Raw genomic sequence first — 19,573 nt, forward strand, 5'->3', positions numbered from 1 at the left:
TCACCTAAAATTTAATAAACCTTTTGTTTTTCGGCTACGAAACTGAATAAACTCATTGCGATCTTCTATATTCAGATAAATATTCATTTTTTTCACTTCCGCAAAACTTTGCCCCAAGTCATGATGATAACGATGCCCTGGATAGACTAGTACTTCGTTAGGAATTACTTTTTTCAGATAATTCAGCGAATCAAACATCATTCCTGCATCTCCACCTTTGCTGTGGCAAAAACCACACCCTTCATTAAACAAAGTATCCCCTGTAAATAAGGCATTATCGATTTGATAGCAAAGACCACCAAAAGTATGGCCTGGAGTTTGATGAATGATAATGCTGGGAATATGTTCCAGAGTAAGGAGGTTTTGAAAAGGATAGATCGCGTTGAGGTTGTGGCACTCGAATCCATAATACTCTATTTCAGCACTACCCATATAAACAGGGCATTCATAATATTTGGCAAAATAATTCGCCAAATGTGAGTGATCCAGATGGTGATGGGTTAACAAAATAGCGATGACCCTTAATTCATTGCGGGTTACAAAATCCTGAAACGTTCTTTTTTCCCATGAAGGATCGATAAAAATACAGGTTTTATTCTCCGTATCAACAACCACCGGACAATAATTTATAAACTTGAATCGCTGGGTTTTAATGACTTCGATGTACATCATGAACTCGTATAAATTTAAAATCCGGTTGATACGCCATTTGATAATGGTACTTATCAAAACAAATCATCTGATTTTTTTTGATTTCTAAAACAATAGGTTTTGCCATAACGAACTGAGATACTACCTCCACATCCGTCTGCAGGGTAAACGCTGGATTTTTATCAAAATAAAGTACCGGAGATACCAGCAGCTCACCGGTGATCTTATGTGCATCGAACAAAGTAAAATAATAGGTTAGGTGTGCTTCATCTCTGAGTTTCTGTAAAACCATACGATTTCGCACACACCAAGCTTCTAGTCCCTTTGCTCCCCCAAATAGTAGAAGCTCAGCCGCAGACAATTTGAAATGAACCTTTACAATAAAATTCTCCTGACAACGCTCAAGCAATGCATGACTCTCCCATAACAGGAGACGTGCATCCTGTTCTGCACAAAACGTGACATAAGAAGTTGCGGCATCGAAGTAATCAGCAAAGTGCCCCTGAGTTGCCTCCCCTGCTGGAAGATCGCTAACGATGATTTGCTTCTCCAAACACAATTCGGCTTCACATGTTCCGAGCTCAAAATGAGCCTTGTCCAAAATCTTAATCATCGCGAACCCCAATCGCCTTCTCCATATTTTGGCTACGCATTTGAATATTCCATACGCCACCCGTTACCATTTGATATTCATTGTTTAACAAGGGCTTAATTTTAAAATGTGCTTTTTCCAATTCATGCCAAGGTAACGCTGGGAAAAAATGATGTTCCACGTGATAACCAAAATTTAAAAATAAATAATGTTGTAGCCATCGTGGAAACCAGGTACTTCGCGTCGTTAGTGTATGTTCTTTTAGGGTAGGTCGATGCTGCGTGGGTTCTAAACCTAAATGCTGCGGCGTAGATAAAGTTTCCCAGAGGACTCCATAAATCAAAATCGCGGGCGCTAGATTTTTAAACGTTAAAAAGCTTGGGAAACACCATTTTAAAAGTACATAAGCAAAAAACAAAAAGAGTACAGAAAACACACATTGCCGGAACATCACTTGGGATAGTTTTTTTTGTTTTAGCAGTTTAAGAGGATAAGTCCAATAAACCAAATGTAAGAAAAATACATTTAAGGGAATAAAGGTTCTCCAACCCACATGGAAGATCCAAGGGAGCTTCTTACTTATTTTTGCCTGTTTCAATAATTCAAATACCGGATCTTTATCAATATGCCCGGTCCATTTATGGTGCTCTTCATGAATGATTTTCCATGGATAAAATGGCATACAACAAAAAATACTCATGTAATGACCAAGAACTACATTGAGCCAGGATTTACTCGATAGGGTATTATGACCGCACTCGTGAAGTAAAATAAAATTATGCAGAAATAAAATCGCCAAGCACAGTTCTCCCAGGCAATAGAACAGCATGCTGTTTTTTCCGAGCAAAATAACTGCAGCATAAAGCAACACGATATCAGCAATTAGAAAGCTGAGACTCTTGGTAAGTCGGCGCTTAAAATTCAGTGATTTTCTCACTTCAGTGTATTCTTCATTACTTAACATAAAAGTTCTTCCTTTTTCTTTGCAACAGAATGAATGAGTTGTGATATAGAAACATTTTCAAGTAATACCGTGGGTGAAATGTTAATTTTTAACTCGCATTTAATTTGCTCGGCCAAATGGATTGCTGCCAATGAATCAAAACCATAATGAACCAGTGATTGATTTAAATCCAAGGTTGTTGCTGCACAATGTACATGTCTTGCTAGTAGTGTCAATAACTCATCTGAATTTGCAGTTTGTACTGGCATCAACTCCCTTTCTTTTGGAGAGTCCGCCACTTTTTGTACCAAAGTATGATGACGAGGTCGTTTTTTTAATTGTGCCACAAAAATCGATTGATCGATTTCAGTAGGCGTCGCAGACACATCCACTGCAAAACCGATTTCTTGCAGTAGTTTTTGCCAAGTTTCGGTATTGAGTAATGCGCTGGCAGGAATACGATATTCATCTTTATTGGTATGCCATTGCTTAAATAAGCCAAAGGTAAATGCCAAAAATAAACTATTTGCAGTCGCCTCATTGATAATCAGTACGCCATCATCACGAAGCAATGGAATAATACTCAGTAGACATTGACGAATATCATCTGTTGTATGCAATACATTACTTGCAATAATGAGATCAAATTGTTTACTCATCACAGGCTTGTTAATATCTAAAATGCAGGTGTCCACCTCAGTATACTGAGCGAAGTTCTCTCTAGCCCGCGCGACAAATTGGGGATTAATATCACTAAAGGTGTAATGAATCTTATCGGCACATTGGGTGAGTATTGCTTCCGTTGTAGCCCCTGTACCTCCCCCCAATTCAAGAATATCAACTCGAGAGGGAGAGGCAGCACTCATGTCCTTAACTAATGACGCAATGGTTTGATTGTAATAATGCGCCAAAAGATTCTTTTGATAAATCGCACGTACTAAATCATCGCGCCCAAAAGGAAACATCACCTGCTGAATGGTTTTTTTCCCTGTCACTATCTCAGTAAAATGCGTTGCACACACCTGGAGTAATTGAACAAACGATTTGATTTGCGGGTACTTTCTCATTAATTGCAATTGATCATGCAATAGTTCAGCATGAGACTTAATTTGATATGGATTCTGTTGAACATGATTTCGTTCAAAATCTTTTAATATATTGATTAATGCTAAATAGTACTGTTCATAATCTTTCTGTACTCCTGGCATTAAATTATTTTGACTCCAAACGACCCCTTGAGTTAGCAAGTAATGTTTCATTAAGTGAAAACAAAAATACTCTAACTCAGATAAACCTTGATTAAAAAGAAGTAAATCTTCGCTTGCTTGAGTTAGAGAATCGGTACAAATTGGCATCATTGTTTTTACTGATTCTGAAACATTGAAAAAACTCAGATTAGACTGGGGCAAAAAAGCTGCCAATTGCAAGGAGTAATGACCTTGTTCTGCCGTAATCGGGGCAATACCCGAGGAGATCATCAGTTGATTTGCAGCCTCATCTTCTTGTTGCCAAAAACCCCAATGAACAAGTTTCGTTTTCTCGGAATGTAACGCCCTAATTAATGCATCCGCATAATAACAGGTTGCAGAGTAAGCGCCTCTGTTTTTATTTTGTGTATAAACCTGTACTGAAGAGGTAATCACAACGTGTTTCACCTCGCTGCGCTGACATGCTTTGATTAAATGATAAGTACCCAATACCTTAACACTCATCTGGGACAAATATTCTTCGTAACTTAATGAAGTTACTGGGGCTTCTGCATAACTAGCACCTAAATGATAAAGACAGTCGATCGTTCCATAACGTTGAATTACATCTGCAAGCAAAGATTCAACTTCATCCGCCACAGTACAATCGACCGTTCGCCAATGAAGTACGCCTTCCGTTCGTGATGGGGTAGACCGACTGGCAATAATAAGGGCGCGCGGATTACATTCAATAAACTTAGGAACTAAATACCGCCCTACTTGACCATCCCCCCCAATGAGCACGATAACTTGATTAGCAGGTTCTGAATGATTTAAAGAAGCTTTCACTGCTTTTAGCTGCCGATGCCATACTCCATCAGCAGCTAAAACCAAGGGATAAGCCTGACCTTGGTTTGACAAAGTAAGAGCCTGAGCACTAATCATATTGTCCGCAAGATCAATGCATTCAATCAACCAAAATGGATGTTCCTTTTTTAAGGATTGGGCTAATCCATGCAGACTTGCTGCATAGGGATTAATCGTCGATTGTTTTATTCCATAAGCATTATTGCTGAACACATAAAGTGCTAGTGATTTTTCGCGATAAGCCAGTTCTTCCAGTTTTTTAATTAAATCTAAAAAGCCTGCCATCCCCACGCGTTGGGAGTTGACCAGAGATGCAGCGTTTATTTGTTCATCACACATCCCGGCAAAATAATAAATCAATTCACAAGAATGTTCTTGCAGCCATTGCATACCTTGCGTCACTGAATCCGGCTCATCAACAAAGATAAAGCAAAACATCCCTTTATAAGATATTTGCTGTAGTGTTTCTTTTACTGATCGTTCTTGCCTTCGTCTTAAAAAAAGAGCTAAATGCTGATAACGATTTAACTCCAGAGATTCGACTGTTTTTTTCCGCCAAATTGGCTCATAAGCGTCAATCTCTTTATTTATCAGTTTTAATTTCTCTGGCTCGGTAAACCAACAATATTGTGCTGCAAAAGGATAAACAGGCAATACCAATGGAATGGCATTAATTCCTTCATAAACACGCTGCCAATCAATTAATTCGCCGTCCTGATAGGCAAGAAGTCTACTTAAATAATCTCTCAATTGATGAGGAGTATGCTGTAACTCAAGAAGAGGCTGTTCCCCAGAGTAATTATCATGTGACGAATTAGATGATTTAACACCCCGTTTTAATTGTTCACGCAAATCGTCAAGGTCTTCCACAATCAATAGCTTACGGCATGCAAAATCAGCTCGCCCTACGTTTAAGGAATAACTTAATTGGGTCATGCACAAGCTATTTGGTGCAGCGCTTAAATAATCCAGTAGTTGTTCCGAGATTTTTATAAGTGCCTTATTTGTCTTGGCGGACAATTTAATCGGCACATAAGGCAATTGGGGTAATTGGGGTGTGGAACGCTCATGACGCGTCAAAATACAATGACCATTACTGCCACCAAAACCAAAACTATTAATTGCAATCGTTACTAACCGAGCCGGTTCGGCTTGTTTTGCAATATGAAATGGACTTTCCGCATGTCGAAGGAAGGGATTCACTTCCTGAAAATTTGCCTGCGGTGGAATTACTTGATGCTTTAACATCAACAATCCTTTAATTACCCCCGCAAGTCCTGCAACAGGCTCGGTATGACCTATATTACTTTTTACCGAACCGATATAAAGCGGTTTTAAACGTTGTGCAAATAATTCATGTAAGACCGAGAATTCAATGGGATCCCCTAAACGCGTCGCGGTCGCATGTGCTTCAAAATAATCGATTTCATCAATCGACACCCCACTTTGATATACCTGTGATAATAATTGTTTTTGGGCCACCGGATTCGGAGCAGTTAATGATTGTGATTGCCCCCCATGATTGACTTGAATCGCTTTTATGGTCGCTTCAATACGTAACTTTTGAGCGGCAGCCAAAGTATCTCCAACCAACCACAGTCCCGCTAAACCTTCGCCTTTAACATAGCCATCCGCTTGAGCATCAAAAGGACGGCAACAATTCGTTGGCGAAAGAACATTTAACTGGGTCGTCAATTCAAGTGTTTTTATATCGCAAAGCAAACTCACACCCAGGACCAGTGCCGATTCACACTCACCTTGCTTAATGGCAGCAACGGCGCGATTCAACGCAGTAAAACTACTCGAACAGGCAGTATCAACGGTTTCACTGGGGCCATGGAAATCAAAAAAATGTGAAATTCGGTTTGCAGCAAAAGTCTTTGCACACCCGGTAATTTGGTAAAGGCTGTTTATCTGACTTCGATCCAATAGACGTGCATAATCATCGAATTGAATCGCAACAAATACCCCGATATTTTTTCCTTTCAATGTGGAGGGTGAAACTCCCGCCTGCTCGAATACATGCCAGGAAAGTTCTAATAGCTTGCGCTGCTGGGGATCCATATATTTTGCTTGTTCTAAACCCAGTTCAAAGAAAGCGAAATCAAAATCCGCATAATGGTCAATAAACCCCATCTTACGTGACTCATCGCCCTCATTCTCAAATCGCATCTTTAAAGGCATCTGCGTACAATCGTGACCTGCCAATAAAGCCTGCCAGTATTCTTCTGGCGTAGGGCATTGAGCAAAAGAACAATAATAACCACAAATAACTACACCAGCTGACGTCGAATCCAATCGCTTGGGCAAAGCATCAGGGGTACTCTTGTTATTTTCCTGCAAATATTCGTGTAGTTTCTTTACAGTATGAAATTCAAAAAATTGATTAGGAGTAATGTGTATATGATAATGCGTGGTGATTGCTTCGGCTAATTCACTAAGTGTCAATGAATTAAATCCCAATTGATAAAAGGTATTCTCTTCTTTAATTTGCTGAGAAGGAATTCCTATAATGGATTCGATTAATTCATATAAGGAATACTCTTTATTAAGCGTCATGCATTCAGGCAATTTCTTAAACGGAACATTAAAACATTCCTGAGTTAAATACTTATGAAATTGCTGGGGATTTCCCTGAAATGGAATGTACTCGCCGGCCGCCAAAGTAAGTAACTGGCGGCAAATACCCCTTAAGTCATCGGTCTTTAACGGATCTAACCCTTGAGTGCTTTTACTCCATGTTAACCAATTTAATTCATCAGCTGACGACGGTGTTTCCGTCATCACAAAGGGCAAATAGACACACACATGTTCTTGGCAATAATCAGTAAATGCAATCAAAGACGCATTATATACTGCATAGTCATCTTGAGTACTAAATCCAGCTAATGCAGACAAAGAAGAAATACTGATTAATTTTGGGGGATGGTTTTGTTGAATAAATTGACTTAAATGATGATGTAATTTTTTTCGTTGTACCGCTTCATTTTTACTTTTTCCAGGCATCACTCCTAAACAATTAATGATGAGATCATAAGAAAAAGAAGAAGGGAATGGACTAGAAAAATCATGTTGGATGTACTGAATTTCGCCTCGTAAAGCAGCAAGCATCTGTTGTCGTTTCGCATCAAGAGCACTACGTCCAATGACATCAAATCGATAAATTCCAGCAGCAATTAACGTATGGCAAAATTGATATCCAATAGTGCCCAAACCACCCAATACGACAACGCGTATTTCAGGATGAAGTCGTTGCGGTTGAGTCGGTGTGGTTACTAAATTTAAAGTAAGCGCTTGGCGCATCGGATTATAAGCCACCAGGCGATGATCAAGCTGATGGGCTTCGTTATTTACTATACGCACTACCTCAGAAGCAGGCAAACGAGATAAATCAGGAATCAAAATATTCTTTTGATAATGTTTTACTTGATTCGGCAAAGACATCATCAATGCATGCGACTCCATCCAATGACTCCGACTTTGATGGATCAATATAAATTGAACCTCAGGATTCATCGCAATACATTGAGTTAACAAGGCAATAAGTTGTTCTGATGCATTGCTTGTTTCCCCACAAACAATCACCGCTTTTTTTAATCGTGTTTTTGCTGTAGCTCGTTTGAAATACATTGGTTGAGCGCCATTATCCAGTTGATAGAGTTCTTCAAAAATGGAACCGGGCTCCAAGGTACAAGATACACTATCCATTCGATAACAATGATGCGTCATTATTTCTGAATGCGCCAACCAATAATTTTGTTTGTTGTATTGGGTTTTGGGCCGTGCACATAGATTGTGTGACCAGTTTTGTAAAATTAAATGTGCATTACTACCACCCGCGCCAAAACTACTCAGTCCAGCAAAATGAAGCGTTTGTTGTGGTAAGTACTGCGTCGCTATTTGAATTGGAACATCGTCAATATTTAATCCCGGATTTAATGGCAATGCATTGATGGAGGGTGCTAATGCCTGCGCTTGAAATTGCGCAATCAATTTCACAATCCCGGCCATTCCGGCAGCCGCTTCCAAATGTCCGAAATTACTTTTTATAGACCCCACATACAATGGTTTTTGCACGGAACGCGTGGCAAATACCTGCTTTAATGCAGCAAGTTCAATCGGATCACCTAAAGAAGTTCCTGTTCCATGTGCCTCGATGTAATCGATTTGCTCCGGTTTAAGCCCCGCTTTGGTTAACGCGTGTTGCATTACTTTTGCTTGTGCAACAGCATTAGGTACAGTAAATCCACTACCCATTCCCCCATGATTTAATGCTAAACCTTTAATCAGTGCATAGATTGAATCCCCGTCCGCAAGGGCTTTTTTTGCCTTCTTCAAAAGGAGGACTACAACGCCCTCGCCAGGAACATAGCCGTCCGCTTGTTCATGAAATGGAGCGCTTTTGCCCGTAGGCGATAAGAATTTATTTTGCGTCAATGACGCTAATTTATAAGGATGTGAACAGAGGTTCACGCCCCCCACCAACATCGCATCCACTTCATCATTCGCTAAATAACGACACGCTAATTCAATGGCAGTAAGCGAGGAGGAACACATGGAATCTAGAGAGAAACTAGGGCCTGTCAAATTCAATGCATAGGAAACACGATTCGCAATACTTGCCCCTGAAGATTGCGGGCATTTAACTTCCGTATCCTGTTGATACTGCTCCACCCCATAGTTTTGATAAAGATGAAACATGGAGGCCGCAACTACCCCCATATTTTTCTCGTGCAACTGAGCATAACCCGCATCTTCTAAACAATGCCAAGCATTCGCTAAAAACAATCGCTCTTGAGGATCAATTAACGCTGCATCCCGAGGTGATATATTAAAAAATAAAGGATCAAAACTGGTAATATCATCTAAATATCCGCCCCAAAGATAGGGGATATAATGCCAATTTCGCTGTACTGTTTTAATGGAGTTTTTGCCAGCAGCTAAATTACTCCAAAGCGCCTCCAGATTGCTTGCATCGGGTAATTGAAATGATATTCCGACAATCGCAATGTCATGCTCATTGATCTCTGGCTCGTCAAGCTGGGTGTGGAATTTATCAAGCGGAGATTCTTGTGACTTTAATAAGCGATGTTGGAGCAAGGTGGAATTGGCAATCACCACATGGGGTACATTGGCAGCAAATGCACGCTCCAACAATGCAAAAGCATGCGAGGTTTCCAAAGGCAAGGTTCCATATTCCTCTTGCAGTTTTTGCAATTGATACGGGTTGATTTCCATCCCGCCTTCTAACCAATAAGGCCAACTGATGCTAATAAATCGAGAAGGCTGTTTTCCTGCAAGGCGTAATTGTTCTTGTTCGCACGCATAAGCATTTAAAGCAGCATTGGCTGCAGCATAAATGCATTGTCCAAGGTTGCCAATCTCTGCTGATAAAGAAGAATAAATACAATAAAAATCAATGGGCTTATGTTGTAGTGCATGATGAATTATTGTCAAGCCCCCTAATTTGGCACGCAGCGTTTTTTCAATGTCCTCGGAGCTAATATTCATCAGCAACCGATCATGCTTTTCACCCGCTAAATAAAACAAACCATCAATAGGAAAATCATGGGTCGCGAAAAAATGTTGTACTGCATTCGGATCAGATACATCCAATGGGTAATAGCTTACATTCTCATCAGATACGATCTGTTTACTTCGCCCAATGACATGAATCTTCGCTTGATATTGCGTGCGCAGATAACTCGCGAGCAACCGGCCTAAGCCTCCATGACCACCCACAATTAAATAGCTTCCTCCCGTTTTAAAACATGTGCGAGGCAGCGCTTGATTCAATTGGGATTTGATGTAACTTGCGGCATAAACCGCGTCTTGATGGAGGAAAAGACACCCTTCTCTGCTTGGCAAACCTTTAGCATTCTCTTTGACACATTCATCACTTACAAAAATCGAGAATTGATGCTGAGGGTATTCTTTAGCAAGACATGAAAAGAAAGCAGAAAGAGAATGGATTAAAATTGATTGCTTCGGGGACAAACCAATAACAATAGGGGGTAATTTACTTTGGGCACCAGATAAAAGCTTAGCAAATGTTTCTACTAAATGATGCAAAACAGTGTGCAAATCAAGCCCGGTTTGATGATAACGACCATCATATATGATCCAATCCTCTTTAGGTTGTTCTTGATAAAATTCCAGTGCTTGCTCATAGTTTAAGTCATTAATTATCAATACCTGCTTATTGTCAAAACCCCCTTTTATTTTTGTTTTTGTAGGAACATAAATCGCATAATTAGCTTTTTTTAATTGTTTCTGTAACTGCTCCGTCTGCTCTACGCTGCCGACTTCCCGCGGCTTGACCGCGGGATCCAACGATGTTGTCTCCTTCATGGACATACTCATCTTTGATTGAGCTTTAGTTATGGAAGAAAAGTCACGCGAATTAATATATGCAGTTAATTTGTCCACGGTATTTTGTTCAAACAATAAAGTGGGATAAAGCTCTAAATCAAATTGCTGTTCTAATACATCGACCAAAGCAATTAGACTGCTGGAATCAAACCCTAAATCAAAAAAAGAAACGTGAGACTCTAAAAAATCAGGTGCATCCGGTAAATGATTCCTTATCAATGCTTCAATTTTTTTCTGCGTATCAGCATGAACGGTTGGCAACACGTTCACCGATTTTGTCACTTCTTGCAGCCCGAATTGCTGACGCTGAAATCGCTTATTTGTTAATCCTTCAAGAGCGACGACTAAATCACCTGCAGGTGTAAATAATTGAATGCGACACTTGATTAACGACTCATGATGCGTTGGCATTTTTTCAGCTTTGACCAACAATGTTGAAGTCGTTACCCGCCCAAAGACGCTCACCTTATCAATTCCCAAAGGTAAATAACTGATGTCGGGACCTGCATGCACCACTTCATCAAAATGCAATGAAGCTATAGCAAAAGCAGCACCATCCAACAAAGCAGGATGTAAATAAAAAGATGATAAATAAGATTGGGCTTTGCTACCTAAAGTCAACTCCATAGCAATTTGGGGTGCATTGATGCCGGTGCTACCACTAACCTGCATAAATTCACCATGCTCAATAAATGAGGCACGCGCCAAATTGTATATGGTGCTCATCGAATGGATTTGTTCGTTTTCTTTGGGCGTTTGAATCAATACGGGTAAATCCGGTCTTTGAAATCCTATCGCTGATTTGAAATGGACAATATTCTTATTCTGTTCTTGATGAGAGATTTCTATAGTATGACGTTGGGAATCATAAGCAACACATAAAATAATCGTTTCACCTGCTTGCACTTTAGCCGCATGTGGATAGGTTACTTGGGTAAGCTCGAAAGACTCAAACTGAAAACAGCGTGCAATAATATCTAAATAGGCAATGCCAGGTAGCACCCGGATCCCGTCGATTCGGTGATCCGCAACCAGATAATTATCCGCATTTAATTTAATTTTAAATTCGTTCAACATCAAAAAATTCATCCATTATTTCGGAATATGGTTCTTCCCGTTTTGAAACGGCACGTTTTATTGATTGTGGCTTGGGCATCCTACTCGAAAGGATGACATGAGCATTTGTTCCCCCAAAACCAAAAGCACTCACTCCAAAATAATGGGTGCGAGCCGCATCTAAAAATTTTGGTTCATCGAGCAAACACAAGGGAGAATGAGCAAAATCATAACGAGGATTTGGCGTTATTTTTTCAGGCTGAGGCAGCAAACAATGATGGTAACTGCATAAAGCCGCTTTAATAAATCCGGCCATGCCTGCAGCACTTAACGTGTGACCAATATGTGCTTTCACACCACCCACAACACATTTTTTATTGGACGAGTGTCCTAAAACATGAGTTAAGGCCTGTAACTCCATAGGATCACCCAATTCGGTGCCAGTAGCATGCATTTCAACATAGTCCAGCTGTTGGGCTGTCAAACCTGCATTGTCTAATGCTTTTTGAATCACTTTTTGCTGGGCTTTAGGATTTGGGGTCGTATACCCCATCGTATTTCCATCATTATTGACCGCTATACCCTCAATCACACAATAGATCTTATTTCCATCCGCGATCGCTTGTTCCAAGGGTTTTAAAACCACAAAACCACCGCCTTCACTGAGAACGATGCCATTAGCACGCACATCAAAAGGACGACATCTAAAATCCGGTGATAATGCTTTAGCCGCATCCATCAAAGCAAAAGGCCGAGTATTTACTAATCCATCAATACCACCGACTAAAGCCAGTTCAATATCCCCTGCCCTCAGCGCAGAAACAGCATGATGCAGAGCAACCAAAGAAGAAGAGCACGCCGTATCAACAACTTCTGCAGTGCCACTTAAATCAAAAAAATGATTGATATGGGCTGCAATAAAATTTTGTCCCTGACCAATAATGGTAAACTGGTTAATCTCTTGCTGCGCACTAAAATCTGCACGCGCGCCTACGAAGACACCTGCATTCATCCCTTTAATGGTTTCCTTAGTAAAACCAGCATCAACAATTGCATCCTGACTTAACGCCAATGCACGCGTAACCAAGGGATTAATCTGCTGTTGATGCGTGCTAGAAAACCCAAAATCAAGCGCCGTTGCAAATGCATCTTCCTGAATAAATCCGCCATGAAAATCAGCATATTCTGTTCGATCAACCCGCTCTTTAGGAATGGGGGTAATTGATATTTTAGCGTGCAGTAAATTATCCCAAAATTGCTGCACATTATGGGCACCAGGGAACTGGCATCCGATACCAATTACTGCAATTTTTTTTGTATCCTTTGGTTGCTCTGCGACGATAACAACAGGTTTGTTCGATGTTTCGGGTGCAGATCCATTAACCTGCTGCACATAAGATGCTAAACGAGCAAGTGTATTGTGTTCAAAAATCACTTCGGCAGCAAGCATCAAGCCCATCACCGCTTCGATCTTTTTTAATATAGCCATTAATAGAACCGAATCGACCCCATATTCGGCAAAACTCCGATCCAACTTAATCTCATTTTCAGTGACACCAACTACCTCCATAAGGATCTGCTTTAACGCGTCCAATACATTGCTTTGAGTCGATAAGCCCTGCTCTGGTAAAGGGGTATTTAGAGAAAGTTCATTTTTACTCGGCATAATGACTGAAGAGGTCGTTGTTTGAGCTAATAAGGTTGTAAGTAACGCAAGTGCTTCATTGGTTTTATAACTTCCAAGTTGGCTTCGTTGATAACTACTACTTCGCTCCGCATTTTTACTAAACTCACTCCATGCAGGCCAGACAATACTCAATACTTTTCCAGGATGGGCTTGGGCAAATGCGTTTAAATAATGATTGCTCAACGCATAATCAACGACCCCCATCGCAAGTTCTGGGAGAACACTTGAGACCGAAGAAAAAAGAACGAATCGTTCAAACCCATAAGAATTTACTATGGGCCATAACGCCTCAAGCCCTGCTTTTTTAGGATGAAACATTTGAGTGAACTCATTTTTGGTAAGCTCAGTAAGTAACTTGGTTTGTTTTGGAGTGACGCCTGCACAATGGAAAATCCAACCAAAACGATCGTTCTCATTCATAACCACTTTCAAAAAAGCAGCCAATAACTCCTCTTGAGCTAAATCACCAATATAGTAATAAACCGCACAACCTTGTTTTTTTAATTGATGAATCAATTGAACGGTTTTTCCTGCCTTACAAGATGAGTGCAGATAATGCTCCCATAACGTTTCTTGGGGTAATGGGGTTATGCCCGTTAAAATTAATTTACGGACGCCACCTGCAACGAGCCATTTTGCAACTTCCGCACCGATACCACTGGTACCGCCCGTAATTAAGTAGACCTTTTCCGATTCGATTGAAACTGCAGTTGATTTTTTATAGTTACGCTCTTGGAGTATCTGGATGAATCGTTGTCCTTGCGCATAACGAATCTTGTCATAATTAAGAGTTAATTGACTTAACTCGTGTTGAATAAGCTCATATGTAAGAGACTGTTGCTCCATCACTAATGTCGCTGTTTTTAAGCCTATGGTTTGCCCATTCATGCACCTCAGAAAATAAGCGATCACATCCAAATTAGGTGATTGCATTTCACTAATCTGAAGAATCGTTCCTTTTTTGGCAACAAGAACAACCTGTTGTAAAAAGCTCAAATGGTCAATTAGCTCTAACTCATTATCACAGCAATCAAGCAAAGTAAAATCATCATCCAATAACCCAATAATTTGTTTTAGCGTTACCTCACGCCCCTCTTGAGCGAAGTGCCATCCGTTTTGTGAGGTATAAATGAGGTGGATAACATTTTGAGGCAAAAGTTTTCTTATCTCTGCCTCATTACGTTGAGTGCTTAACACCATCCATTTACGGGATGCAGGAGATTTATTATCAGTAGATAGTTCTTGTTGCTGCCACACATACTCATAAAATCGGTCTGAAGTCATGCTGTTCTCAACTTCATGAGCATAGCGTCGGTTTTGAAATACCGTTCGTGGCAATGGGTTAACTTTAGGCTTAACGGCATGTTCATAACTTTGTAAAATGACATGCGCATTACTGCCACCGGCACCAAAGCTCGACACACCGGCATAATAACACTGGTTTTTTGGATGAACCGACCAGCTCGTCTGGCTTTGACATAAAATGAATGATTCGGGCAGTTGAATATTAGGATTCAGAGTGCTCGCGTGCAGACTTGCATATAACTTTTTTTGTTGCATTTGGGCAATTACTTTGACGACCCCTGCAAGCCCCGCTGCAGCTTCCATATGCCCATAATTTGATTTTAAGGAACCAATAAAGCATGGTGTATCGCGTTCGGTAAATACTTTGTTTAAACCTTTTATTTCAATCGGATCCCCTAATTGCGTTCCAGTCCCATGGCACTCCACATAACTGATGTCTTCGGGTTCTAATCCTGCATTTACGATTGCTTTTTTAATTACTTCTGCTTGGGCATTTACATTAGGAACGGTATAACCTGAACTGGTACCATTATGAGCGATGCTACTGCCCTTAATCACGGCATGGATACGGTCCCCGTCACGGATTGCTGCGTGTAGCGGTTTGATTAAAATACTCACTACCCCTTCACTGGGAACATAGCCATCGGCGTGTTCTCCAAAACTGGCACAATGCCCTTGAAGCGACAACATATTTCGATGTAAGAGTTCTTGATATTTATAATCATGACTAATGAGATTGACTCCCCCTACCAAAGCCATGGATGCATCATTGGCCGTAATGGCTTGTATTGCCAAATGTAATGCAGTTAATGAAGAGGAACACATACTATCAAGCGTTAAACTTGGGCCCGTAAAATTAAGCACACTGGAAATTCGATTTGCAATACTCGCAGCAGTTGAATTCGCTAAAACCTTTTTTTGTTCTTTTAAACTTTTTTCAAAACCCGTTAATTGATAAAAATTATTCATGGCCCCAATGAACACCCCAACTGATTGAGGTTGGGTACCCACACGAATTCCCGCATCTTCGAAGCAATGCCAGGCGTTCTGCAGCATCATTCGTTCCTGCGGACACATTATCAATGCATCGTTAGGTGCAATATTAAAAAATAACGCATCAAAATCATTGGCATTTTCGAGCAAGGCTCCAAAACCATAACTCCGGTTATCAATTGCCTGGATGCAATTTTTCTCGTTCTCCAAAACCTCGATGAATGAGGAGAAATCCGAAGCTTGAGGGAAATTTAAGGCCATCCCAATAATTGCCATATCCGTCGCCGAAGAAATTGGGTACGACGGACGTTCTGGAGGTGGTTCTTGGACTTTTTGGAGGATATGGTTGCTGAAATGCGCTATTAGTTCATCAAACGTTGTATGTTCAAATAAAAGCGTTTTTGGTTGACTACCAAAATGTACTTCCAGATCAAAAATAATGTCCATAGCCAATAAAGAATCTAAGCCCAATTTACTGAATTGGCCCACATTCTTTAGTTCATCAGCAGCCATATTTAAGCGATGGGAAAAAATAGAATAGACTAACTCTTGAGTCGATTCTTTTTTTGGATTAACCCCTGCTCTATTTAGGCCACGAGAGCCCACAACATTTTTGACAACCTGTGCCGTGAGTTCATCAATGACCACACAGAGTGCTCCATGTTCGTCAAAAATTTGAATATGAAAACTAAGCGAACCTACTTTTTGCGTACACACTAACGCATGGCTTGTTATTTTTTTGAGAAGCACCACTTTTTTTGCGCGCACCGGTAACGAAAGCGGTTGTTGTTGATACAAAGTAAAATAGCCAACGGTTTGTAATGCAGCGTCCAAGAGATATGGATTAAACAGAAACTCACTAAAATTCCCATCAAATTGAATATGCGCAAAAACTCGGTCCTCAGCGGCAAAAAGCTGCTTGATGTTTTTTAAATCAGGCCCATATTGGATCCCTGCGTGTTCAAAACAGTGATAAAATTCGGTGCAGTCAATTGCATTGGAAATACGTTTAAATTCATGCAAATCAAAAGGAACTAATTCCTTTTCAGGCTCTGCACATTCGGCTCTAAAAAACGAATCTCCATTATGAAGCAGTTCAATGGCGCTGTGCGTTTTATTTATATTAATCTTCAGTAATGGATTATGTGCAGGTAACGCTTTGAGCCACTGCACATTCACACAATGAAACGGCAAGTCTTTAAGGAAATATTGAGATAAAGCAAGACTCACTACCCCTGGCAAAATGGCCTGATGATTTACCTGATGCTGACTGAAATAAGTCTGCTCCGCTGATAATGTGTATTCTAGGGCGTTCTGCCAATAACAATGAATTTTTTTAAACGGATATACAGGAAAATGAGCCCGATTCCGATTTGTAAATTGTTGGATGACCACATGAGCATTGGTACCAGAAAATCCAAATGAACTGACTGCGACAAGGGATTTATTTTTAGGCCATGGGCTTAATTCTTTGACCGGATAAAAGGAGGTACTGGCAAAATCAATCTGTGGATTTTCACGTTCACAATGAAGCGTTGCTGGAATCTGTTGAAAATAACTGCATAAAACACTTTTGATAAAACCAGAAACTCCTGCGGCATGAACTGTATGACCAATATTGGATTTGATGCTTCCTAAGCCACAAGATTTTGCAGCGTTCGTTTCTTGTGTTGCAAATAATCGCTGCAACGCATGGACTTCAATAGGATCTCCCAGCTCTGTACCTGTCCCATGCGTTTCAATGTAGGCGAGATCTTTAGTGGATAAACCATAGGAAGTATATACCTGTTGCATCAGCGCGGTCTGTGCTAAACCATTAGGTGCGGTAATGCCATTTGATTGTCCATCTTGATTCACCCCACTGGCTTTGATCACAGCATAAATGGGATCCTGATCTTTAAGTGCTTGCGTTAAAGGCTTTAAATAAACACAGCCCACTGCTTCGCCCGGGATAAACCCATTGGCTTTATCACTAAATGTTTGACATGCATGATCCGGAGACAGCATTTTGGCATGATGTGCTTGCTGGAGAAAATGATCACTGCTCATAATGAATACTCCGCCTGCAAGAGCACTCGAGCATTCACCATTTTTAATCGCCTGGCAGGCTTGATGGATGGCTACTAAAGAGGAAGAGCATGCTGTATCTATAGTAATCGCAGGCCCCGTTAGATTAAAGGTATAAGCAACGCGTCCCGCAATGACTGATGGAGCATTTCCCCAAAAACTTTGGGCTATGGGTTTTTGTTGACTGTGGGTCAAATAATTATTTTGGCTTGCCCCCACAAAAACCCCGCAGAATTTATCAGGAAGTTCCATGGGTGAATAACCTGCATCCATTAAAGCGACAGCAGCCGTTTGTAAAAATAAACGCTGTTGCGGATCCATCGCCTGTGCTTCAATTTTTGGTATATGAAAATAGTCTGGGTCAAAAGCAAAAACATCAGCCAACCACCCGGCATGATTAGGCTCACGCACATCGTGTTCTCCTCGTTTTTCCAAGGAGGTAATTGCATTAAATCCCTCACATAAAGAAGTCCATAACTCTTGCACCGTTTCAGCTTGCGGAAATTGACCGGCCATACCGATTACAGCAATATCTAAAGGCTCTCTAAACGTTTTGGTATTTGGGGTGGGGCGCGTCAGCTCAACACCTTCCATAATAATTTGCCAATTCCCCTGCGCATCAAAGATCGTAGCATCTTGGTCTTTAGCATATAAAAAAGCACTGGATTGATTGGGATCATGAAATAAAACGCGCTTTATCTTTTTAGGTAATCCAGGACGAGGATTTTGCGCAAAAGAAGGATCGTTGAGGTAAATCAAAGAATGCAACATACTACCTAAAACCGCAGGATAACTGGCCTTTGGACTTAAGGCTGCAGAAAAGGAATCATCACAATGATATTGTTCAATAATCCTATAACAATCACCCAAGTAGTGTAATGAATCGTTCTGATAAAAATTATTCTTTATTAACTTATCAGGATGATTCCATATTTTGCTCAGGTCACTGGGCAACTCGAATTGATAAGTAGTTTGTAATACTAATTCTTTACTACCATCATCATGTAATTGCTCAATGAAGCAATCATGATTTATCGGATCGATTTCTAGAAATAAATTAATCGCTTGTTCTTTTTCAGCAATTAATAATTTCTTTAATTCAACCTCAGTTAATTGCACGATTGGTGCAGTAGCTAAAGGCCTCAAAGCGGAGTAAATCATCATGAGTAAATTATCGAGCGGGAACACATAGTGACCATCAATCTGATGTGCTAACCAGTACAAATTACTTTGAGGACTATACGTATATTTGCGCCGTTGCTTAATCATTAATTAACTCTCCTGCAAATAAATCTACAGGTTGACGTTCAGTAACAATGGGCTCTTCCTCCTTTAACTGAGAATGAACAAATGTTACCAATCGCTGCAAACTAGGATAATCAAAAATGACTGCCGTGCGTAATGATAAATTAAATGCCTTATTGATATTGGTTACCAAACTAACCCCGGTAATTGAATCAAGTCCCATTTCAGCCAAAGGACGGTCCAATTCAAGAACCTGTTCTTTAGGTAAATGCAGTGCCGCACGAATAAATTCTGCAATTTGCTGCCTAATCCTCTCCTCTCCCCCGTGGGGAGAATGTGCCAAAAGGGCGGATGAGAGGCTCTCCTGAACCTCTTTACCAAGATGCTTCATGCGGCAACAAAATACCTTTTGCGCTTTTTCTTGCTCCCGCAAATGCGGTTCTAAAATCCCGAAACCTGCTGCAGTTAATTTTCGCAGCCAAAGCTCCTGACTTAACAAAGGAGAAGCATTTAATCGCTCAGCGCCGCTCGCCTGCCACCAACCATCGAATAAGCCAAAAATAAAGTTCAAATACGCTTGTTCTTGCACTGCCTCATTAAGTAAAAAT

The 19,573-nt window shown here is 40.5% G+C and carries 6 protein-coding genes (1 of these 6 running past the window's edge); all 6 read right to left on the reverse strand.

Going from position 1 to position 19,573, the window contains the following annotated elements:
- Tightly spaced (each overlapping or abutting the next), the 6 genes in view from ACWTEW_RS15665 to ACWTEW_RS15690 form a layout consistent with a single transcriptional unit that may run on beyond the window.
- Positions 1-672: an MBL fold metallo-hydrolase gene (locus tag ACWTEW_RS15665; protein ID WP_454782593.1), complete on the reverse strand. Its 672-nt coding sequence runs from the start codon at positions 670-672 to the stop codon at positions 1-3.
- On the reverse strand, positions 650-1,264 hold the full coding sequence (locus ACWTEW_RS15670) for a hypothetical protein (RefSeq protein WP_454782594.1): 615 nt from the start codon (positions 1,262-1,264) through the stop codon (positions 650-652). The genes ACWTEW_RS15665 and ACWTEW_RS15670 overlap by 23 nt, the downstream gene beginning before the upstream one ends.
- Complete coding sequence (locus ACWTEW_RS15675) at positions 1,257-2,207, reverse strand: fatty acid desaturase family protein (protein WP_454782595.1); 951 nt, start codon at positions 2,205-2,207, stop codon at positions 1,257-1,259. The genes ACWTEW_RS15670 and ACWTEW_RS15675 overlap by 8 nt, the downstream gene beginning before the upstream one ends.
- Positions 2,201-11,689: an SDR family NAD(P)-dependent oxidoreductase gene (locus tag ACWTEW_RS15680; protein WP_454782596.1), complete on the reverse strand. Its 9,489-nt coding sequence runs from the start codon at positions 11,687-11,689 to the stop codon at positions 2,201-2,203. Before ACWTEW_RS15680 ends, ACWTEW_RS15675 begins: the two co-directional genes overlap by 7 nt.
- Positions 11,673-18,989 (reverse strand): beta-ketoacyl synthase N-terminal-like domain-containing protein, encoded by a 7,317-nt coding sequence (locus ACWTEW_RS15685; RefSeq protein ID WP_454782597.1) that lies wholly within the window; start codon positions 18,987-18,989, stop codon positions 11,673-11,675. The genes ACWTEW_RS15680 and ACWTEW_RS15685 overlap by 17 nt, the downstream gene beginning before the upstream one ends.
- A protein-coding gene (locus ACWTEW_RS15690) for an SDR family NAD(P)-dependent oxidoreductase (protein ID WP_454782598.1) crosses the window boundary here: on the reverse strand, positions 18,982-19,573 show its 3' end. Its footprint extends 12,407 nt past the window's final position; the window shows 592 of its 12,999 coding nt (coding positions 12,408-12,999); the start codon falls outside the window, past its right edge — the gene reads right to left on this strand; it ends in the stop codon at positions 18,982-18,984. Before ACWTEW_RS15690 ends, ACWTEW_RS15685 begins: the two co-directional genes overlap by 8 nt.

The sequence above is a fragment of the Legionella stuttgartensis genome (assembly GCF_977063405.2).